This is a genomic window from Streptomyces sp. NPDC008001 (assembly GCF_042958085.1).
Classification (GTDB): domain Bacteria; phylum Actinomycetota; class Actinomycetes; order Streptomycetales; family Streptomycetaceae; genus Streptomyces.
On the sequence record NZ_JBIBIZ010000004.1, the window covers coordinates 302,698 to 318,848 of the forward strand.

At 72.3% G+C, this 16,151-nt stretch carries 16 protein-coding genes and 1 riboswitch; of the genes, 8 read left to right on the top strand and 8 right to left on the bottom strand.

From position 1 onward, the window contains the following. Positions 1 to 14 precede the first annotated feature (14 nt). Positions 15 to 2,378 carry a glycogen debranching protein GlgX gene (gene glgX / locus ACFZCD_RS12945; RefSeq protein ID WP_391829976.1) on the bottom strand — a complete coding sequence of 788 codons (2,364 nt, stop codon included), beginning with the start codon at positions 2,376 to 2,378 and terminating at the stop codon, positions 15 to 17. A 472-nt stretch (positions 2,379 to 2,850) separates the two neighbouring features. On the opposite strand from glgX, the gene ACFZCD_RS12950 reads away from it, so the two are divergent. The 4 genes from ACFZCD_RS12950 (at position 2,851) to ACFZCD_RS12965 (ending at position 6,345) form a co-directional block, all read left to right on the top strand. Further along, entirely contained in the window at positions 2,851 to 3,993 is a 1,143-nt protein-coding gene (locus tag ACFZCD_RS12950) for an Ig-like domain-containing protein (RefSeq protein WP_391830373.1), read from the top strand. 136 nt (positions 3,994 to 4,129) lie between these two features. Continuing rightward, on the top strand, positions 4,130 to 4,897 hold the full coding sequence (locus ACFZCD_RS12955) for an enoyl-CoA hydratase/isomerase family protein (RefSeq protein ID WP_391829978.1): 768 nt from the start codon (positions 4,130 to 4,132) through the stop codon (positions 4,895 to 4,897). A gap of 207 nt (positions 4,898 to 5,104) precedes the next feature. Continuing rightward, positions 5,105 to 5,713, top strand: coding sequence for an ATP-binding protein (locus ACFZCD_RS12960; RefSeq protein WP_391830375.1), 609 nt, complete (start codon positions 5,105 to 5,107; stop codon positions 5,711 to 5,713). Positions 5,714 to 6,129: 416 nt separating this feature from the next. Further along, positions 6,130 to 6,345: an EF-hand domain-containing protein gene (locus tag ACFZCD_RS12965; RefSeq protein ID WP_391829980.1), complete on the top strand. Its 216-nt coding sequence runs from the start codon at positions 6,130 to 6,132 to the stop codon at positions 6,343 to 6,345. Positions 6,346 to 6,431: 86 nt separating this feature from the next. Here the strand turns inward: ACFZCD_RS12965 and ACFZCD_RS12970 are convergent, their stop codons facing one another. After that, positions 6,432 to 6,743, bottom strand: coding sequence for a hypothetical protein (locus tag ACFZCD_RS12970; RefSeq protein ID WP_391829982.1), 312 nt, complete (start codon positions 6,741 to 6,743; stop codon positions 6,432 to 6,434). Between the two features lie 78 nt (positions 6,744 to 6,821). On the opposite strand from ACFZCD_RS12970, the gene cutA reads away from it, so the two are divergent. Continuing rightward, entirely contained in the window at positions 6,822 to 7,157 is a 336-nt protein-coding gene (cutA, locus tag ACFZCD_RS12975; protein WP_391829984.1) for a divalent-cation tolerance protein CutA, read from the top strand. Here cutA and ACFZCD_RS12980 read toward each other — a convergent pair. Continuing rightward, entirely contained in the window at positions 7,144 to 7,701 is a 558-nt protein-coding gene (locus ACFZCD_RS12980; protein WP_391829986.1) for a hypothetical protein, read from the bottom strand. The genes cutA and ACFZCD_RS12980 overlap by 14 nt on opposite strands. A gap of 174 nt (positions 7,702 to 7,875) precedes the next feature. Between ACFZCD_RS12980 and ACFZCD_RS12985 the strand changes: the two genes are divergently transcribed. Next, complete coding sequence (locus tag ACFZCD_RS12985) at positions 7,876 to 8,718, top strand: hypothetical protein (RefSeq protein ID WP_391829988.1); 843 nt, start codon at positions 7,876 to 7,878, stop codon at positions 8,716 to 8,718. 72 nt (positions 8,719 to 8,790) lie between these two features. Here the strand turns inward: ACFZCD_RS12985 and ACFZCD_RS12990 are convergent, their stop codons facing one another. From ACFZCD_RS12990 to gcvT, 4 genes are all read right to left on the bottom strand, one after another. Next, positions 8,791 to 10,173, bottom strand: coding sequence for an L-serine ammonia-lyase (locus ACFZCD_RS12990; RefSeq protein ID WP_391829990.1), 1,383 nt, complete (start codon positions 10,171 to 10,173; stop codon positions 8,791 to 8,793). Between the two features lie 164 nt (positions 10,174 to 10,337). Continuing rightward, a complete protein-coding gene (gene glyA / locus ACFZCD_RS12995; protein WP_391829992.1) occupies positions 10,338 to 11,600 on the bottom strand; it encodes a serine hydroxymethyltransferase in 1,263 nt (420 codons plus the stop codon). Between the two features lie 46 nt (positions 11,601 to 11,646). After that, the gene (gene gcvH / locus ACFZCD_RS13000) at positions 11,647 to 12,027 is read right to left on the bottom strand and encodes a glycine cleavage system protein GcvH (RefSeq protein ID WP_391829994.1); all 381 of its coding nucleotides are present in this window, start codon (positions 12,025 to 12,027) and stop codon (positions 11,647 to 11,649) included. A 100-nt stretch (positions 12,028 to 12,127) separates the two neighbouring features. Next, positions 12,128 to 13,243: a glycine cleavage system aminomethyltransferase GcvT gene (gene gcvT / locus ACFZCD_RS13005; RefSeq protein ID WP_391829996.1), complete on the bottom strand. Its 1,116-nt coding sequence runs from the start codon at positions 13,241 to 13,243 to the stop codon at positions 12,128 to 12,130. Positions 13,244 to 13,391: 148 nt separating this feature from the next. Next, positions 13,392 to 13,498: riboswitch (glycine riboswitch) on the bottom strand. 164 nt (positions 13,499 to 13,662) lie between these two features. Here gcvT and ACFZCD_RS13010 point away from each other — a divergent pair. Continuing rightward, positions 13,663 to 14,361, top strand: a complete 699-nt coding sequence (locus tag ACFZCD_RS13010; RefSeq protein WP_391829997.1) for an AAA family ATPase — start codon at positions 13,663 to 13,665, stop codon at positions 14,359 to 14,361. A gap of 68 nt (positions 14,362 to 14,429) precedes the next feature. On the opposite strand, the gene ACFZCD_RS13015 is transcribed toward ACFZCD_RS13010, so the two are convergent. Further along, positions 14,430 to 14,981 carry a hypothetical protein gene (locus tag ACFZCD_RS13015; protein WP_391829999.1) on the bottom strand — a complete coding sequence of 184 codons (552 nt, stop codon included), beginning with the start codon at positions 14,979 to 14,981 and terminating at the stop codon, positions 14,430 to 14,432. A 243-nt stretch (positions 14,982 to 15,224) separates the two neighbouring features. Here ACFZCD_RS13015 and ACFZCD_RS13020 point away from each other — a divergent pair, with 243 nt between their 5' ends. Beyond that, positions 15,225 to 16,034, top strand: a complete 810-nt coding sequence (locus ACFZCD_RS13020) for an enhanced serine sensitivity protein SseB (RefSeq protein ID WP_391830377.1) — start codon at positions 15,225 to 15,227, stop codon at positions 16,032 to 16,034. Positions 16,035 to 16,151 lie beyond the last annotated feature (117 nt).

A 16,151-nucleotide genomic window follows, 5' to 3' on the forward strand; every position in this document is an offset into this window, starting at 1 on the left:
GGCCCAGCACCCCCTCACGGCAACGGAATTGGCGACTCCGCTATCGCTCCCGTCCCGTCCGAGGCCACCCGCCAGAGCAGCACCGAACGCGCCCCCACCGTGACGCGCGCCCCCGCCGCACGGCGCTCACCCGGCGCCTCCCCCTGCTCCTCCCGGGCCGTGTCGACGAGGAGTTCGTAGCCGCCGGCCCACGGCGGCCCCGGCAGCGTGAACACCACGTCCTCGGCCCCCGCGTGCAGCACGGCCAGGAAGCTGTCGTCCGTGACCGGCTCCCCCCGGTGCCCGCGCTGGGGGATGTCGCGCCCCGAGAGGTACATGCCGAGCGTCGCCGCCGGCGCGTACCAGTCGGCCTCGGTCATCTCCGAGCCCGCGGCCGTGAACCAGGCGAGGTCGCGCAGCCCGTCCGCGCTCTGCGGGCGGCCGGAGAAGAAGGAGCGGCTGCGCAGCACGGGGTGCGCGCGGCGCAGCGCGAGCAGCCGGCCGCACAGGTCGGTGAGGGCGCGCCAGCCCGGGTCCGCCAGTAGCGACCAGTCGATCCAGCTCGTCTCGCTGTCCTGGCAGTAGGCGTTGTTGTTGCCGTCCTGGGTGCGGCCCATCTCGTCGCCCGCGACCAGCATCGGCACCCCCGTGGACAGCAGCAGCGTGGTCAGCAGGTTCCGCAGCTGCCGCCGCCGCAGGGCCAGCACCGCCGGGTCGTCCGTGGGACCCTCCGCGCCGCAGTTCCAGGACCGGTTGGCGTCGGAGCCGTCGCGGTTGCCCTCGCCGTTGGCCTCGTTGTGCTTGTGCTCGTAGCTCACCAGGTCGCGCAGCGTGAAGCCGTCGTGGGCGGTGACGAAGTTGACGGAGGCGTACGGGCGGCGCCCGCCCCACGCGTAGAGGTCGCTGGAGCCGGAGAGCCGGTAGCCGAGGTCGCGCACGTCGGGCAGGGCGCCGCGCCAGTAGTCCCGTACGGCGTCGCGGTAGCGGTCGTTCCACTCGGTCCACAGCGGCGGGAAGGAACCGACCTGGTAGCCGCCCGAGCCCACGTCCCACGGCTCCGCTATCAGCTTCACCCGGCGCAGGACCGGGTCCTGGGCGATGACGGCCAGGAACGGCGAGAGCATGTCGACGTCGTGCATGGAGCGGGCGAGGGCCGCCGCCAGGTCGAAGCGGAAGCCGTCGACGCCCATCTCCGTCACCCAGTAGCGCAGGGAGTCGGTGATCAGCCGCAGGACGTTCGGCTGGACGACGTGCAGGGTGTTGCCGCAGCCGGTGTAGTCGGCGTAGCGGCGCCGGTCGGCCTGCAGCCGGTAGTAGCGGCGGTTGTCGATGCCCTTCAGGGACAGCATGGGGCCCAGCTCGCCGCCCTCGGCGGTGTGGTTGTAGACCACGTCCAGGATGACCTCCACGCCCGCCGCGTGCAGGGCCCGCACCATGCGCTTGAACTCGCCCACCTGCCGCCCGTCGGTCCCGGACGACGCATAGCCGGCGTGCGGGGCGAAGTAGCCGATGGAGTTGTAGCCCCAGTAGTTGCGCAGGCCGCGCCGCAGCAGGTGGTCCTCGTGCGCGAACTGGTGCACCGGCAGCAGCTCGACGGCCGTCACGCCCAGCCGCACCAGGTGCTCCACGGCCGCCGGGTGCCCCAGCCCGGCGTACGTCCCGCGCAGCTCTTCGGGGACGCCCGGGTGGCGCTTGGTGAAGCCCCGCACGTGCAGCTCGTAGATGACCGAGTCGGGCCACGGCGTCTTGGGGCGGTGGTCGTCCGCCCAGTCGTCCCCGTCGGCGACGACCACGCCCTTGGGGACGTACGGGGCCGAGTCGCGCTCGTCGCGGACCGTGTCGGCGACGTGCTGCTGGGGCCAGTCGCGCACGTGCCCGTACACCTCGGGGGGCAGCGAGAAGTCGCCGTCCACGGCCCGCGCGTAGGGGTCCAGGAGCAGCTTGGCCGGGTTCCAGCGGGCGCCCGTCCAGGGGTCCCAGCGGCCGTGGACGCGGTAGCCGTAGCGGCGGCCGGGCAGGACGCCGGGGACGAAACCGTGCCATATCTCGTGCGTCAGCTCGGTGAGGGGCAGCCGTATCTCGTCCACCTCCGGGCCGCCGTCCCCGCCGGCGGGCTCGCCGAACAGGCACAGCTCGACGGCCTCCGCCCCGCCGGCCCACAGGGCGAAGTTCGTCCCCGCCGGGGCGCCCCCGGCGGCGGGCTTGAAGCGGGCCCCGAGCGGCTCGGGGCTGCCGGGCCACACGGCGGTGCCGGGCAGCGGCCGCAGGGCCGGGTCCGTGCGGGGCCGGCCGTTGACCGGGGCCTCGCCGGTGCCCCCGGGGCGGGCCGCCGGGCGCCGGACCGGCCCCCCGCCGAACTCGTCCCCCCGGTCCGCCTCTTGCTCGGGTGCGCTCGACACGTCTTCGCCTCCGGCGGCTCGCGGGCAGCGCGCCGGTCGCCCGGCGTCCCGTGCCGGGCGGCGGCGGTTCCGTCCTTGCCCCCAGTTCTGCCCAGAACCACGCGTGCGCTCACACGGGTGATCGGGCGACGGGCCGGGCGCCGCAAGGCCTCTGCCCGCTTCCGGAACCGCGGCCCACCCCGGGCCGGAGCACCCGGGTGGCCGGATTATGATGCTCACCTTCAGCCACAGGGATCACCCCCGCCGCATGTCTCGTACCACCGTTCCCATTTGGGACCCAACGGTGACATTCCACGGGTCTGCGGCAGCGGAGCCCTGTGGTTGTCTATCGCCAGCGCGTGAGCCGCGCTTCGGGGGCGCCGCGTGGCCGCGGGCCGTGCGAGGGGAGACAACCGATTTGAACGTGCAGCTGATACCGAGCAGGCGCGCAGCCCGGCGCAAGGGGCTGTTCGCGCTGCTGCTCGGCGCGCTGATGCTGCTGGTCACCGCCTGCGGCGGGGACGACGACGGGAAGAAGGCCGGTGGGGCCAAGGCCGTTCCGTCCGGTCCCTCGGAGGCCGTGGTGGCCATCGCGCCGGACGACGGAGCGAAGGGCGTCGCGACGTCCGGCGCGCTCAAGGTGACCGCGGAAAAGGGCACCCTGACGTCGGTCAAGGTCGCCGACGCCAAGGGCCGTACGATCGACGGCAAGATCACCGACGACGGCAGGGCGTGGGAGCCCGCGGCGCACCTCGGCGCCTCCACGAAGTACACGGTCGACGCCCTGGCCAAGGACAAGGACGGCCGCCCGGCGGCCAAGCACGCGTCGTTCACGACGCTCACGCCGCAGAACACCTTCGTCGGCTACTTCACGCCGGAGGACGGCAGCACGGTCGGCGTGGGCATGCCCGTATCGATCAATTTCAGCCGCGGCATCGAGAACACCAAGGCCGTCGAGCGGGCCGTCAAGGTGACCGCCGAACCGGCCGTCGAGGTCAAGGCGCACTGGTTCGGCAACGACCGGCTCGACTTCCGCCCCGAGAAGTACTGGGCCGCCGGCACCAAGGTGACGGTCGACCTGAACCTCGACGGCGTCGAGGGCCGCGCGGGCGTGTACGGCTCGCAGACGAAGACCGTGAAGTTCACCATCGGCCGCAGCCAGGTCAGCACGGTCGACGCCAAGTCGCACCAGATGACGGTCGAGCGCGACGGCAAGCCCTTCAAGACCATCCCGATCTCGGCCGGCCGCCCGGGCAACCCCACCTACAACGGGCAGATGGTCATCAGCGAGAAGCTCGACGTGACCCGCATGGACGGCAGCACGGTCGGCTTCGGCGGCGAGTACGACATCAAGGACGTGCCGCACGCGATGCGCCTGTCCACCTCCGGCACCTTCCTGCACGGCAACTACTGGTCCGGATCGGGCACCTTCGGCTCGGAGAACGCCAGCCACGGCTGCGTGGGCCTGGAGGACGAGCGCGGCGGCGGCGACCCGAACACGCCGGCGGCGTGGTTCTACAACAACTCCCTCATCGGCGACGTCGTCATCGTCAAGAACTCCGACGACAAGATGATCAAGCCGGACAACGGCCTCAACGGCTGGAACCTGCCGTGGTCGGAGTGGAGCAAGAGCTGACGCAGCTGCGGCGCCGGTAGCGCCGAAACCTTTCCCCGGGCGGCCCGGTGCACTGTGACGAAGTGCACCGGGCCGCGCCGCATGCCGTCCCTTTCCGGCGCAGACCCCCCGTACCTCCCGCGGCTAACCTGCTGCCATGACTGTGCATCTTGAGGTTGCCGAGGGCGTGGGCACCATCCGCCTGGACCGCCCGCCGATGAACGCGCTGGACATCGCCACCCAGGACCGGATCCGCGAGCTCGCCGAGGAGGTCACCCGCCGCGAGGACGTCCGCGCCGTCGTGCTGTGGGGCGGGGAGAAGGTGTTCGCGGCCGGCGCGGACATCAAGGAGATGCAGAAGATGGACCACGCCGCGATGGTGGCGCGGTCCCGCGGGCTCCAGGACTCCTTCACCGCCGTCGCCCGCATCCCCAAGCCGGTCGTCGCCGCCGTCACCGGCTACGCCCTCGGCGGCGGCTGCGAGCTCACGCTCTGCGCCGACTTCCGGATCGCCGCCGACAACGCCAAGCTCGGCCAGCCCGAGATCCTGCTCGGCCTCATCCCCGGCGCCGGCGGCACCCAGCGGCTGGCCCGGCTGATCGGCCCGTCCAAGGCCAAGGACCTCATCTTCACCGGCCGTCAGGTCAAGGCCGACGAGGCGCTCGCCCTCGGCCTGGTCGACCGCGTCGTGCCCGCCGCCGAGGTGTACGAGCAGGCGCACGCGTGGGCGGCGCGGCTCGCCACCGGCCCCGCGCTGGCGCTGCGCGCCGCCAAGGAGGCCGTGGACACCGGCCTGGAGACCGACATCGACACCGGCCTGGCCATCGAACGGAACTGGTTTGCGGGCTTGTTCGCGACCGAGGACCGGGAGATCGGTATGCGCAGCTTTGTCGAGGACGGACCGGGTAAGGCCAAGTTCGTCTGACCTCCGGCCGGTTGACGGTGGTCCGTACGGGGCGGCCACCGCTGCCGGGGTTGACGCACGGTCGTGCCGGTGTCCACCCCGGGGTGCCTCTTGTGGGGGAATTACACCGCGTGCACGCCCCGCGGCGAGGGCCCTTCCGGCCGCTTCCGGCGATCTCTCCGGGGGCCCTGGTCGCCGCAGGTCAGTGCGGGTTTCCGGGATGATCGCCTGCCGTTGGCATATGTCGCGGCAGGCGCTCGGAGTGGGTCATTCCGGTCAGATGAATCCCCGCGTTCCAGCCCCGGGTGTGCTTGCGGCGGCCATGATGGGGGCATGGCGGGCCTGGAGGGAACGGAGCAGCCACGGCAGCGGGGAGGCACGGCCGCTGCACGGTGGTCGCCGACCGTAGAGGATGAACTGGCGCTCAAGGCGCTCGATCTGTACGGCAACCCCACGCAGGGCGAGGTGCGCCTGCCCTCCCGCCCGGAGTCCGCCGTCGCCGCGCGGCGGCTCACCCAGTCCGTGGTGCTGCGCCACTGGGGCCTCTCGGGGCAACTCACCGAGCATGCCGTCCTGCTGGTGTCCGAGCTCGTCGGCAATGCCGTCCGGCACACCGGTGCGCGCTACTTCGGCCTGCGGATGCTGCGCCGCCGGGGGTGGCTGCGGATAGAGGTGCGCGACCCCTCGCGCGGGCTGCCCTGCCTCATGCCCGTGCACGAGCTCGACGTCACCGGCCGGGGCCTGTTCCTCGTCGACAAGCTCTCGGACCGCTGGGGGGTCGACCTGCTGGCGCGCGGCAAGACCACCTGGTTCGAGATGCGGGTCGCCGACCGCTGACGCGCCCGGCGCAGCGCCCGGCACGACGTCCGGCACAACGAAGAGGCCCCCGTTTCGCCGGCGTGCGGCGGACTGGGGGCCTCTTCGTGCGCCGCGGAGAATTGGGGTGTGTTCCGCGGCGTGCTGACGACCTGGCTCGGGTCAATGAGGGTCGTGTGCTCCGACTATGGCAGACGGGGCGCGGTCCAGCCAAAACGGCTATCCGTTCAATTCGGGCAAGTGGCGCCATTTCGCTCTGAAATCAAAGGTGAGTTGAGCCACGCGCCTTGAATTACACGAATAGATCATGGGGATCGCTTATTTTTATGCGAAATCACAGAGAGTGATATCCGGCCGTGATCGAACTCCCCGGACGGGCCGCTACTCTGTGCCGGTCACACCGGCACGCCAATCGGCACACCAAAGGGGAGGCTCTTATGGCCGACATCGAGAGCGCACGCGAGACGTTCGCCAAGTTCGACATCGACGGGGACGGATTCGTCACCGCCGCCGAGTACAAGAAGGCCATGGCGCAGCTCGGCGACCACTTCGTCACCGAGACCGTCGCCCAGTCGATCATCGACTCCAAGGACACCAACGGCGACCGCCTGATGTCCTTCGAGGAGTTCTGGGCGTCGCTCAACAAGGGCTAGCCGCTCAACGAGGGCTAGCCGCTCGCTCCACGAGCGCCAGCCGCTCCACGAAGGCCGGCCGGCACGGCGGCCGGGCCGCGGCCGGGTCAGCGCCAGCCGCGCCGCTGCGCCCCGGCCCGCCGCCGCCGGTCGTTGCACAGCAGGCAGCGGCCCCAGCCCGCGGGCAAGGGGTCCTTGTCGTCCCCGTAGAGGGGATCCACGGGCCCCTTGGGATGCTGCGCGCAGCCCGTCGCCCCCAGCCCGCCGCCCAGGGCGTTCGCCGCGGTCAGCGCCCTGCGCAGGGCGTCCACCAGCTGCTCGGCCTCATGGGGTGCGGGCGCGGCGGCGTCGAGAGAAAAGGCGATGTCCGAGGCGGTGGTGAGCGCGCTCTGGAGTTCGCGCAGGTCTGCGTAACTCATGCCTGCGAGCGTAACCGCCGCCACTGACAACGCGGCCCGGCCGCCCGCCCCGCGGCCCCCTGCGGTACGGTCGGCGCCATGCCGGAGGCCCAGTACATCGCCGTGATGACGACGACCGACAGCGAGGAGCGCGCCCGGCACCTCGCCACCACCGCCGTCGAGGCGCGCCTCGCCGCCTGCGCGCAGATCGACGGGCCCGTCACGAGCGTCTACCGCTGGCAGGGCGAGGTGCGGAGCGACACCGAGTGGCGCGTCCTCTACAAGACCACCGCGGACCGCTACCGCGAGCTCGAAGCCCGCATCCAGGACGAGCACACCTACGAGACCCCGGAGATCGTCGCCACCCCCGTCACGGCGGGCAGCGACGCGTACCTGGCCTGGCTCCGGGCGGAGACGCGCGTCAGCCGCGGCTGAGGAGCCAGCTCCGCTCGGCGCCCGCGGAGCCCCTGTCGCGGACCGTCCGCACGCCCTCGCCCGTCGCGTCGCGCGAGGTGCCGGTGCGGTGCGAGACCTGTTCCCAGATCCGGCCGTCCGCCTCCGCGGTGACCTTCTGCCGCTCGCCCGAGCCGGTCCGCTCGGTCCGGAAGCGCTGCCCCGCCGCGTCCGCGTCGCACGGCACGGTGACGAGCAGCGCGCCCTGTCTGCCGATGCAGCGGTAGGGCTGGGACTGCGGGGAGAACTGGTGCGTGGCCGCGCTGTAGACCCAGGTCTGGGCGGCCCGCCCGGACTCCCGGCACGGCTGCAGGGCCACCAGCCAGGGCCGCAGGGTGCCGCGCGGGTCCCGGTAGCCGGACCCCTCGGCGGTCAGGCAGCCGCCGAGGGCGCCGTTGTGGATGCGCACGGCACCGGCGGGCGCCGCGGGCGCGGGACCGGCGTCGGCGCCGGCCGTGGGTGCCGTCACGCCGAGGGCGGCGACGGCGCCGAGGATCGCTGCGGTGGCGCGGAAGGAATGGCGCATGGCGAGAGCTCCTCGATCAAGGGTGGAAACGGAACGAGGGCGCTGACATTACTGACGGCTCAAGGGCGCTGACACGTGGTTTCCAGTCATGGTCATTTCCCCTCGCAACCTGTGATCACTCGGGATATCCTGGCCAAAACTTTACGAAGTGCGGACAAAGGACAGTTAAGACCCTTGAAGGCGATACGTAAGAGCGTCATGGCGGCCACCGGGATCGCGCTGGCCCTGAGCCTGGCGGCGTGCGGGGGCGGCGACGAGCCGGCGGGCTCCGGCGGCGGGAAGAGCGACAACAGTGCCGACAAGGCGCTCAAGGCGGCGGACCCGGCCGGCACGCTCAAGGCGGCCGCGGCCAAGGGGGCGCAGCAGAACACGTTCCGCACCAAGGGGACGCGCAAGGACCAGGACGGCGAGTACGTCAGCGAGGGCGCGTTCCAGGTGAAGCCCGGCGCCTCCGACGTGAAGGACGTGGGCCCGAAGACGGCCGAGGCCCCGGACGGCGTCAGCCACATGATCACCATCAACGACACGATGTACTTCAACGGGGAGAAGGTCCCCGGCAAGAAGTGGTGGACCTTCAGCACCGAGGGGGCCGACAAGAGCAAGGACCCCTCGTCGGAGCTCTTCGTCCGGCTGACGTCCGCCCTCGCCACGTCCAAGGACGTGAAGAACACGGGTGTCGAGACGGTCGGCGGCCGCCGCGCGGCCCGCTTCCAGGGCACGGTCGTCGTGTCGGAGCTCGCCGCGTACAAGGGCGACGCGATGCAGGAGAAGGACCGCGACTTCACGGTGAAGCAGTGGAAGCAGGAGGGCGTGGAGAAGACCGTCCTCACCGTCTGGGTCGACAAGGACGGCGTGGTCGCGAAGACCGAGGAGTCGGGCAAGGGCTCCAAGGGCGAGTACCGCCGGACCGACGAGTACCGCGACTGGGGCGCGGACCTGGGCATCAAGCCCCCGCCGGCCGCCGAGACCGCGACCGAGAAGGAGGTCCTGGAGGCCGAGATGAAGAAGCAGAAGTAGCGCCCCGCACGCGAGAGGCGCTCCTGCCCGGCAGCTGCCGGGCAGGAGCGCCTCTCGCGCTTCAGCGGTGTGTCAGCACTCGATGATGTTCACGGCGAGGCCGCCGCGCGCCGTCTCCTTGTACTTCACGCTCATGTCCGCGCCCGTCTCCTTCATGGTCTTGATGACCTTGTCGAGGGAGACGTGGTGCCGGCCGTCGCCGCGCAGGGCCATGCGGGCCGCGGTGACCGCCTTCGCGGCGGCCATGCCGTTGCGCTCGATGCACGGGATCTGGACCAGGCCGCCGACCGGGTCGCAGGTCAGGCCCAGGTTGTGCTCCATGCCGATCTCGGCCGCGTTCTCCACCTGCTCGGGGGAGCCGCCGAGGACCTCGGCGAGGCCGCCCGAGGCCATGGAGCAGGCGGAGCCGACCTCGCCCTGGCAGCCGACCTCGGCGCCGGAGATCGAGGCGTTCTCCTTGAAGAGCAGGCCGATCGCACCGGCGGCGAGCAGGAAGCGCACGATGCCGTCCTCGTCCGCGCCCGGCACGAAGTTCATGTAGTAGTGCAGGACGGCCGGGATGATGCCCGCGGCGCCGTTGGTGGGAGCGGTCACGACGCGGCCGCCCGCGGCGTTCTCCTCGTTGACGGCCATGGCGTAGATCGTGATCCACTCCATGGCGCGGGCCTGCGGGTCGCCCTCGGCGCGCAGCTGGCGGGCGGTGTTCGCGGCGCGGCGGCGGACCTTCAGGCCGCCCGGCAGGATGCCCTCGCGGGACATGCCGCGCGACACGCACGCCTGCATCACGCGCCAGATCTCCAGGAGGCCCTCGCGGATCTCCGTCTCCGTGCGCCAGGCCTTCTCGTTCTCCATCATCATCGCGGAGATCGACAGGCCGGACTCGCGGGACATGCGCAGCAGCTCGTCACCGGTGCGGAAGGGGTACTTCAGCACGGTGTCGTCGAGCTTGATGCGGTCCTCGCCGACCGCGTCCTCGTCCACGACGAAGCCGCCGCCGACCGAGTAGTAGGTCTTCTCCAGCAGGGGGGCGCCGGCCTCGTCGTAGGCGAAGAGGGTCATGCCGTTGGCGTGGTACGGCAGGGAGCGGCGGCGGTGCAGGATCAGCTGGCTCGACTCGTCGAAGTCGATCTCGTGGGCGCTGCCGATCTCCGCGCCGAGCAGCCGCAGCCGCTTCGACTCGCGGATCCGCTCGACCTCCGCGTCCGCCAGCTCGACGTCCACGGTGCGCGGCGAGTAGCCCTCCAGGCCGAGGAGGACGGCCTTGGGGGTGCCGTGGCCGTGGCCGGTGGCGCCGAGGGAGCCGAACAGCTCCGCGCGGACGGAGGCGGTGTGGGCCAGCAGGCCCTCGTTCTTCAGCCGTCGCGTGAACATCAGCGCGGCCCGCATGGGGCCGACCGTGTGGGAGCTGGACGGGCCTATGCCGATCGAGAAGAGATCGAAAACGGAGATGGCCACGGTGGCTGCTCCCTGTCTGCTTGGGGGTGGTACGGGGTGGTGCGAGGGCCGTGCTCGGGGGCGCACCCGCCGGTACGGGGGGCGCGCGTGGTGCGGGGCACCGGGCGCTCACTCTTCAGTGTGCCCGGTGCCCCGTACCGGCGGGTGAACCGGATGCCGATGTGTTACTTCAGGCCGGGGTACAGCGGGTGCTTGTCCGCCAGGGCCGTGACGCGGCCGCGCAGGGCCTCCGCGTCGTAGACCGGCTTCAGCGCCTCGGCGATGATGTCGGCAACCTCACGGAAGTCCTCCGCCTGGAAGCCCCGGGTGGCCAGCGCCGGCGTGCCGATCCGCAGACCCGAGGTGACCATCGGGGGCCGCGGGTCGTTCGGGATGGCGTTCCGGTTGACCGTGATCCCGACCTCGTGGAGGCGGTCCTCGGCCTGCTGGCCGTCCAGCTCGGAGTTGCGCAGGTCCACCAGCACCAGGTGCACGTCCGTGCCGCCGGAGAGGACGGAGACGCCCGCCTCGGCGACGTCGGCCTGCACCAGGCGCTCGGCCAGGATCTTCGCGCCCTCCAGCGTACGCTGCTGGCGCTCCTTGAACTCCTCGCTGGCCGCGACCTTGAAGGAGACGGCCTTCGCGGCGATCACGTGCTCCAGCGGACCACCCTGCTGACCGGGGAAGACAGCGGAGTTGATCTTCTTGGCCAGCTCGGCCGTGGAGAGGATCACACCGCCGCGCGGACCGCCGAGGGTCTTGTGCGTGGTGGTGGTCACGACGTGCGCGTGCGGCACCGGGGAGGGGTGCAGCCCGGCGGCGACGAGGCCCGCGAAGTGGGCCATGTCGACCATCAGGTACGCGCCGACCTCGTCGGCGATCCGGCGGAAGGCCGCGAAGTCCAGCTGGCGCGGGTACGCGGACCAGCCGGCGACGATCAGCTTCGGGCGGTGCTCCTTGGCGAGGCGCTCGACCTCCTCCATGTCGACCAGGTTGGTCTGCTCGTCGACGTGGTAGGCGACCACGTTGTAGAGCTTGCCGGAGAAGTTGATCTTCATGCCGTGGGTCAGGTGCCCGCCGTGGGCGAGGTTCAGACCCAGGATGGTGTCGCCCGGCTGGAGCAGGGCGAACATCGCGGCCGCGTTGGCCTGCGCACCGGAGTGCGGCTGGACGTTCGCGTGCTCGGCGCCGAAGAGCGCCTTGATCCGGTCGATGGCGATCTGCTCGACGACATCGACGTGCTCGCAGCCACCGTAGTAGCGGCGGCCGGGGTAGCCCTCGGCGTACTTGTTGGTGAGGACCGAGCCCTGGGCCTCCATGACCGCGACCGGAGCGAAGTTCTCCGAGGCGATCATCTCGAGGGTGGACTGCTGGCGGTGGAGTTCGGCGTCGACAGCGGCGGCGACGTCGGGGTCGAGCTCATGGAGGGAGCTGTTCAGAAGCGACATGAGTTCTTCCTGGACTTCCTGGGCGGAGGAGGAGGTGAGGGCGAGGTCAGCCTGCGGTGAAGGCGTCGTACTCGGCGGCGGAGAGGAGGTCCGCCGGCTCGTCCGTGATCTTCACCTTGAACAGCCAGCCGCCCTCGAAGGGGGCGGAGTTCACCAGCGCGGGGTCGTCCACGACGTCCTGGTTGGCCGCGGTGACCTCGCCGGTCACCGGGGAGAACAGGTCGCTGACCGACTTGGTCGACTCCAGCTCGCCGCAGGACTCGCCCGCGGTGACGGTGTCACCGACGGCCGGGAGCTGGGCGAAGACGACGTCACCGAGCGAGTTCGCGGCGAACTCGGTGATGCCGACCGTGGCCACGCCGTCCGCGTCGACGGCCGACAGCCACTCGTGCTCCTTGCTGTAGCGCAGCTGCTGGGGGTTGCTCATGGCTAGATTCTCCTGGATGCGCGTGAGTGCTTGTGCAACGGGTCTTGACAGAGGGAGATGAGAAGGGGCAGGGAAGCCCCCGGGCGAGCCACGGGGAAGATCAACGCTGCCGCTTGTAGAAGGGCAGGGCGACGACCTCGTACGGCTCGTGGCTGCCGCGGATGTCCACGGCCACGCCCTCGGTGCCGGGCGCGGCGTGCGCCGCGTCGACGTAGGCGATGGCGATCGGCTTGCCGAGCGTGGGGGAGGGGGCGCCGGAGGTGACCTCGCCGACGACCTCGCCGCCGGCCACCACCGCGAAGCCCGCGCGCGGCACGCGGCGGCCCTCGGCGATCAGCCCGACGAGCTTGCGCGGCGGCTGCGTCTCCGCGCGCTCGGCGGCCGCCTCCAGTGCGGCGCGGCCCACGAAGTCGCCTTCCTTCTCGAACTTCACGACCCGGCCCAGGCCCGCGTCGAACGGGGTGGTCGCGGTCGTCAGCTCGTGGCCGTACAGCGGCATGCCGGCCTCCAGGCGCAGCGTGTCGCGGCACGAGAGCCCGCAGGGGACCAGGCCCGCCTCCGCGCCGGCCTCGGTCAGCGCCTGCCACAGCTTCTCCGCGTCGGCCGGGGCGACGAACAGCTCGAAGCCGTCCTCGCCGGTGTAGCCGGTCCGGGCGATGAGGGCGGGCACGCCGGCGACGGTGCCCGGCAGGCCCGCGTAGTACTTCAGGCCGTCCAGGTCGGCGTCCGTGAGGGACTTCAGGATGCCGGGGGAGGCGGGGCCCTGGACGGCGAGGAGCGCGTACGCGTCGCGGTCGTCACGGACCTCCGCGTCGAAGCCCGCCGCGCGCTCGGTCAGCGCGTCGAGGACGGTCTGCGCGTTGGAGGCGTTGGCGACGACCATGTACTCGGCTTCGGCGAGGCGGTAGACGATCAGGTCGTCGAGGATGCCGCCGTCCTCACGGCAGATCATCGTGTACCGGGCGCGGCCGGTGGCGACGCTCCCTATGTTGCCCACCAGGGCGTAGTCCAGCAGGGCCGCGGCCTGCGGGCCGGTCACGGTGATCTCGCCCATGTGGGAGAGGTCGAAGAGGCCCGCGCGGGTGCGGACGGCGACGTGCTCGTCGCGCTCGCTGCCGTAGCGCAGGGGCATGTCCCAGCCGGCGAAGTCGGTCATGGTCGCGCCGAGCCCGCGGTGCAGGGCGTCGAGTGCGGTGCGGCGAGGGGTGTCGGTCATGGTGTGGGCTCCCGGACATGGCAGTGAGGACGTCCTCCCCATCTGTCATCGGAACCTGAGAGGTTCACCGGGAGCCGTCGCGACACGCGGGGCCCGGCTTGCACCTTGGGTGGAGCCGCACGCGGTGCGGCCCGCTTTTCAGATCTGCCTCGTCCGCGCGGTACGGGGCCTGAGAGATTCAAGGGAGGAACTTGCTCCTTCGGCGCCCAGCGCACACGGCGTGGCGTGCTGCTGGGACTCTCCCGCGCGGATTCGAGCGGCCGGTATGCAGTTGGATACGCAGTTGGCGCGCACATCATTGCACGTGCGGGCGCGATACGGACTGCCTGGCGCCCCTCGAATTCGATTACCTTGCCTTTACGTTCCGTGGGTAGGGGGCAGTGACGGGCGGTGACCGGGCCGGGGGAGGGGCACAACGCATGGGAACAGCGCCGACGGCGGGGACGACCGGGGCCGCGAGAGCGCACGGCGCGGCCGCGCCGGGGGGTGGTGCGGTGCGGGCCCGGGCCCGGGTGCTCGACCTGCGCGGCGGGGCGGGCCGGGGGGAGCTGCGGTTCCCCGCCGGTGACCTGCTGATCGTCTCCGGCCTGCCGGGGAGCGGGAAGTCCACGCTCATCCGGCGCGCGGTGCCCCCGCTGGACGCCCGCGAGGGGATCGTGTGGTGCGTCGACTCCCAGGACACCCGGGAGCGGCTGGAGCGGCGCACGCCCGGCTGGCTCCCCTACGGCGCCTACCGGCCGCTCGCCCGGCTCGCCCACTACGCGGCGCTGCGGCGCGCCCTGCGCTCCGGTGCGAGCACCGTCGTCCACGACTGCGGCCAGCGGGGGTGGGTCCGCCGCTGGGTCGCGCACGAGGCGCGGCGCCGGGGCGCCGGGGCCCACCTGCTGCTGCTCGACGTGCCCCCGCGCACGGCACTGGCCGGGCAGGCGGCGCGCGGGCGGGGCGTCTCGCCGTACGCGTTCGGGCGCCACCGGCGGGCGATGGCACGGCTGGTCGCGGAGGTCACGGCCCGCTCCGTCCCGGAGGGGATGGCGTCGGTGGTCGTGCTGGACCGGCGCGCGGCGGATGCGCTGGGCAGGATCGTGTTCGCGCAGGGGAGGAGCGGAGACTTCGCGTAGGGGAGGGGCGGAGACGCGAGCCCGGTGCGGTGCTTTCCGGGCGTTCCCCGGCGTCTCCGCAGTGCCCCTTACAGCGGCAGCCGGCTCGTGACGGGTGCGCCGCCGGGCGCCACGGGGAGCTTCGCCAGCAGCTCCTTCACGACGGTCAGGGCCTCCGTGATCGCCGCCTGGACGCCCGCCGCGTCCTTCTTCTCCGCCGCGTCGATCAGCTTCTGGATCGCCGCCGCCAGCTTCGCCAGCAGGTCCCTCACGTCGCCCGCGGGGTCGGCCGCCTGACGGCCCGTTCCGGGCGGGGCCTGCCGCACGGAGTCCGCGAGCCGCGCCGTCGACGAACGCACCCGCTGCTGCAGCTCCTTGAGCGCCGCCACGTCCGGCGTCCGGGACTGGGACTCCTTGCCGATCCGGGAGACCAGCGTGAGCGTCTCCCCCAGCGCACCGACCGCGTCGAGCTGCTGCTGGAGCGCGGCCGCCGGCGGTACCCGGCGGTCCGGGGCCACGACGACGGACATGTCGGGGTCCGGTGCGTTCACGGCCGCCAGGGAGGGGCCCGCGACGGCGACGGCGACGGAACCGCAGGCGGCGACGGCTATCGCCGACGCGGCGAACTTGGTGACACGCATGCTGGAGTTCCCTTCGGTCGGGCAGCTGTCCGACCACCCTGTGGCCGGTGGTGTCCCTGCGCAACACGGCGGACACGCAGGGTGGCGTGACAGGAGTGGGTGGCGGCCCGTCCGGACGGCCCTGACCTGGGACATCACCGGCGATTCCGCCCGCCGGCGGAGGTGTCCGGGGGTTCAGCCGTTAGGGTGCGGGTGCGGCCTTGTCGAGACGGTGGTTGGACGGCGTTGGACGAGTTGGACGAGATGAGCATCCCCGGGCAGTACGGCGGCTGGAGCCCGGCCGCCGGCAGCAGCACCCCCGGCGCCCCCGGCGCCGCCCCGCCCGCCTGGCCGGCCAATGAGCTCGAAGAGGCGCTCGCCGCCTCCGTGGGCGTGCCCGGCGCGGGCCCCCGCATCGTGGAGGCGCTCGGCCGCAGCCACGTCTGGATTCCGCTTCCGGCCGGCGGCGGCCCGGACAGCCCCGACCTCGACGTGCCCACGCTGGAGCTCGACGGCGCGGCCTTCGTGCCCGTCTTCAGCTCCGAGGGCGAGCTCCTGCGCGTCGCCGGCGAGCGGATGCCGTACGCCGTCGCCCCGGCCGTCGAGTTCGCCCGCGGCCTGCCCCCGCAGGTGGGCATCGTCGTCAACCCCGAGGGCTCCGTGGGCGCACCGCTGCCCCCGCCGGCCGTCGCCGAGCTGTGCCGGGCCGGCCGCACCGCCCTGGACGGCGACGCCACCGGCGGCCGGGTGCGGCTCTTTGAGCCCGACTGGCAGGACGAGCCCACCGCCTTCCTGGCCGCCGCGGGCCTGGAGTTCACCGCCGCCCGCGTCGTCCGGACCGCGCGCCGCGCCCTCGCCAGCATCGAGGGCGCCCCTCCCGCCCTGTTCATCGGTGCCGAACTGGACCTTCCGGACCCGGAGAGCCGCACCGCCGCCCTGGAGGCCCTCGGCCGCGCCCTCGGCTCCGTGCCCGTGCCCTGGCCCGTCCAGCTGGTCTTCCTGGACGTGGCGCGGGACCCGGTCGGTGACTGGATGCGGGAGCGGATCCGTCCGTTCTACGACCGCGACCTGTGACTCCGCCCCTGTCCGCCCCGGCGGGCTCGTAAGCTGGTCGGACGACCACGGGGGCGCGCCGGCGCCCGCCGGGTCGCAGCAGCAGTCAAGGCCGAGAGAAGAGGCGGACCCAGGTGA

Coding starts and splice junctions, on each gene's coding strand:
- ACFZCD_RS12955 (WP_391829978.1), top strand. CDS start 4,130: ATGACTGTGCATCTTGAGGTTGCCGAGGGCGTGGGCACCATCCGCCTG.
- ACFZCD_RS12970 (WP_391829982.1), bottom strand. CDS start 6,743: ATGAGTTACGCAGACCTGCGCGAACTCCAGAGCGCGCTCACCACCGCC.
- gcvT (WP_391829996.1), bottom strand. CDS start 13,243: ATGACCGACACCCCTCGCCGCACCGCACTCGACGCCCTGCACCGCGGG.
- ACFZCD_RS13015 (WP_391829999.1), bottom strand. CDS start 14,981: ATGCGTGTCACCAAGTTCGCCGCGTCGGCGATAGCCGTCGCCGCCTGC.
- ACFZCD_RS12980 (WP_391829986.1), bottom strand. CDS start 7,701: ATGCGCCATTCCTTCCGCGCCACCGCAGCGATCCTCGGCGCCGTCGCC.
- ACFZCD_RS12965 (WP_391829980.1), top strand. CDS start 6,130: ATGGCCGACATCGAGAGCGCACGCGAGACGTTCGCCAAGTTCGACATC.
- ACFZCD_RS12950 (WP_391830373.1), top strand. CDS start 2,851: ATGCTGCTGGTCACCGCCTGCGGCGGGGACGACGACGGGAAGAAGGCC.
- gcvH (WP_391829994.1), bottom strand. CDS start 12,027: ATGAGCAACCCCCAGCAGCTGCGCTACAGCAAGGAGCACGAGTGGCTG.
- cutA (WP_391829984.1), top strand. CDS start 6,822: ATGCCGGAGGCCCAGTACATCGCCGTGATGACGACGACCGACAGCGAG.
- ACFZCD_RS13020 (WP_391830377.1), top strand. CDS start 15,225: ATGAGCATCCCCGGGCAGTACGGCGGCTGGAGCCCGGCCGCCGGCAGC.
- ACFZCD_RS13010 (WP_391829997.1), top strand. CDS start 13,663: ATGGGAACAGCGCCGACGGCGGGGACGACCGGGGCCGCGAGAGCGCAC.
- glyA (WP_391829992.1), bottom strand. CDS start 11,600: ATGTCGCTTCTGAACAGCTCCCTCCATGAGCTCGACCCCGACGTCGCC.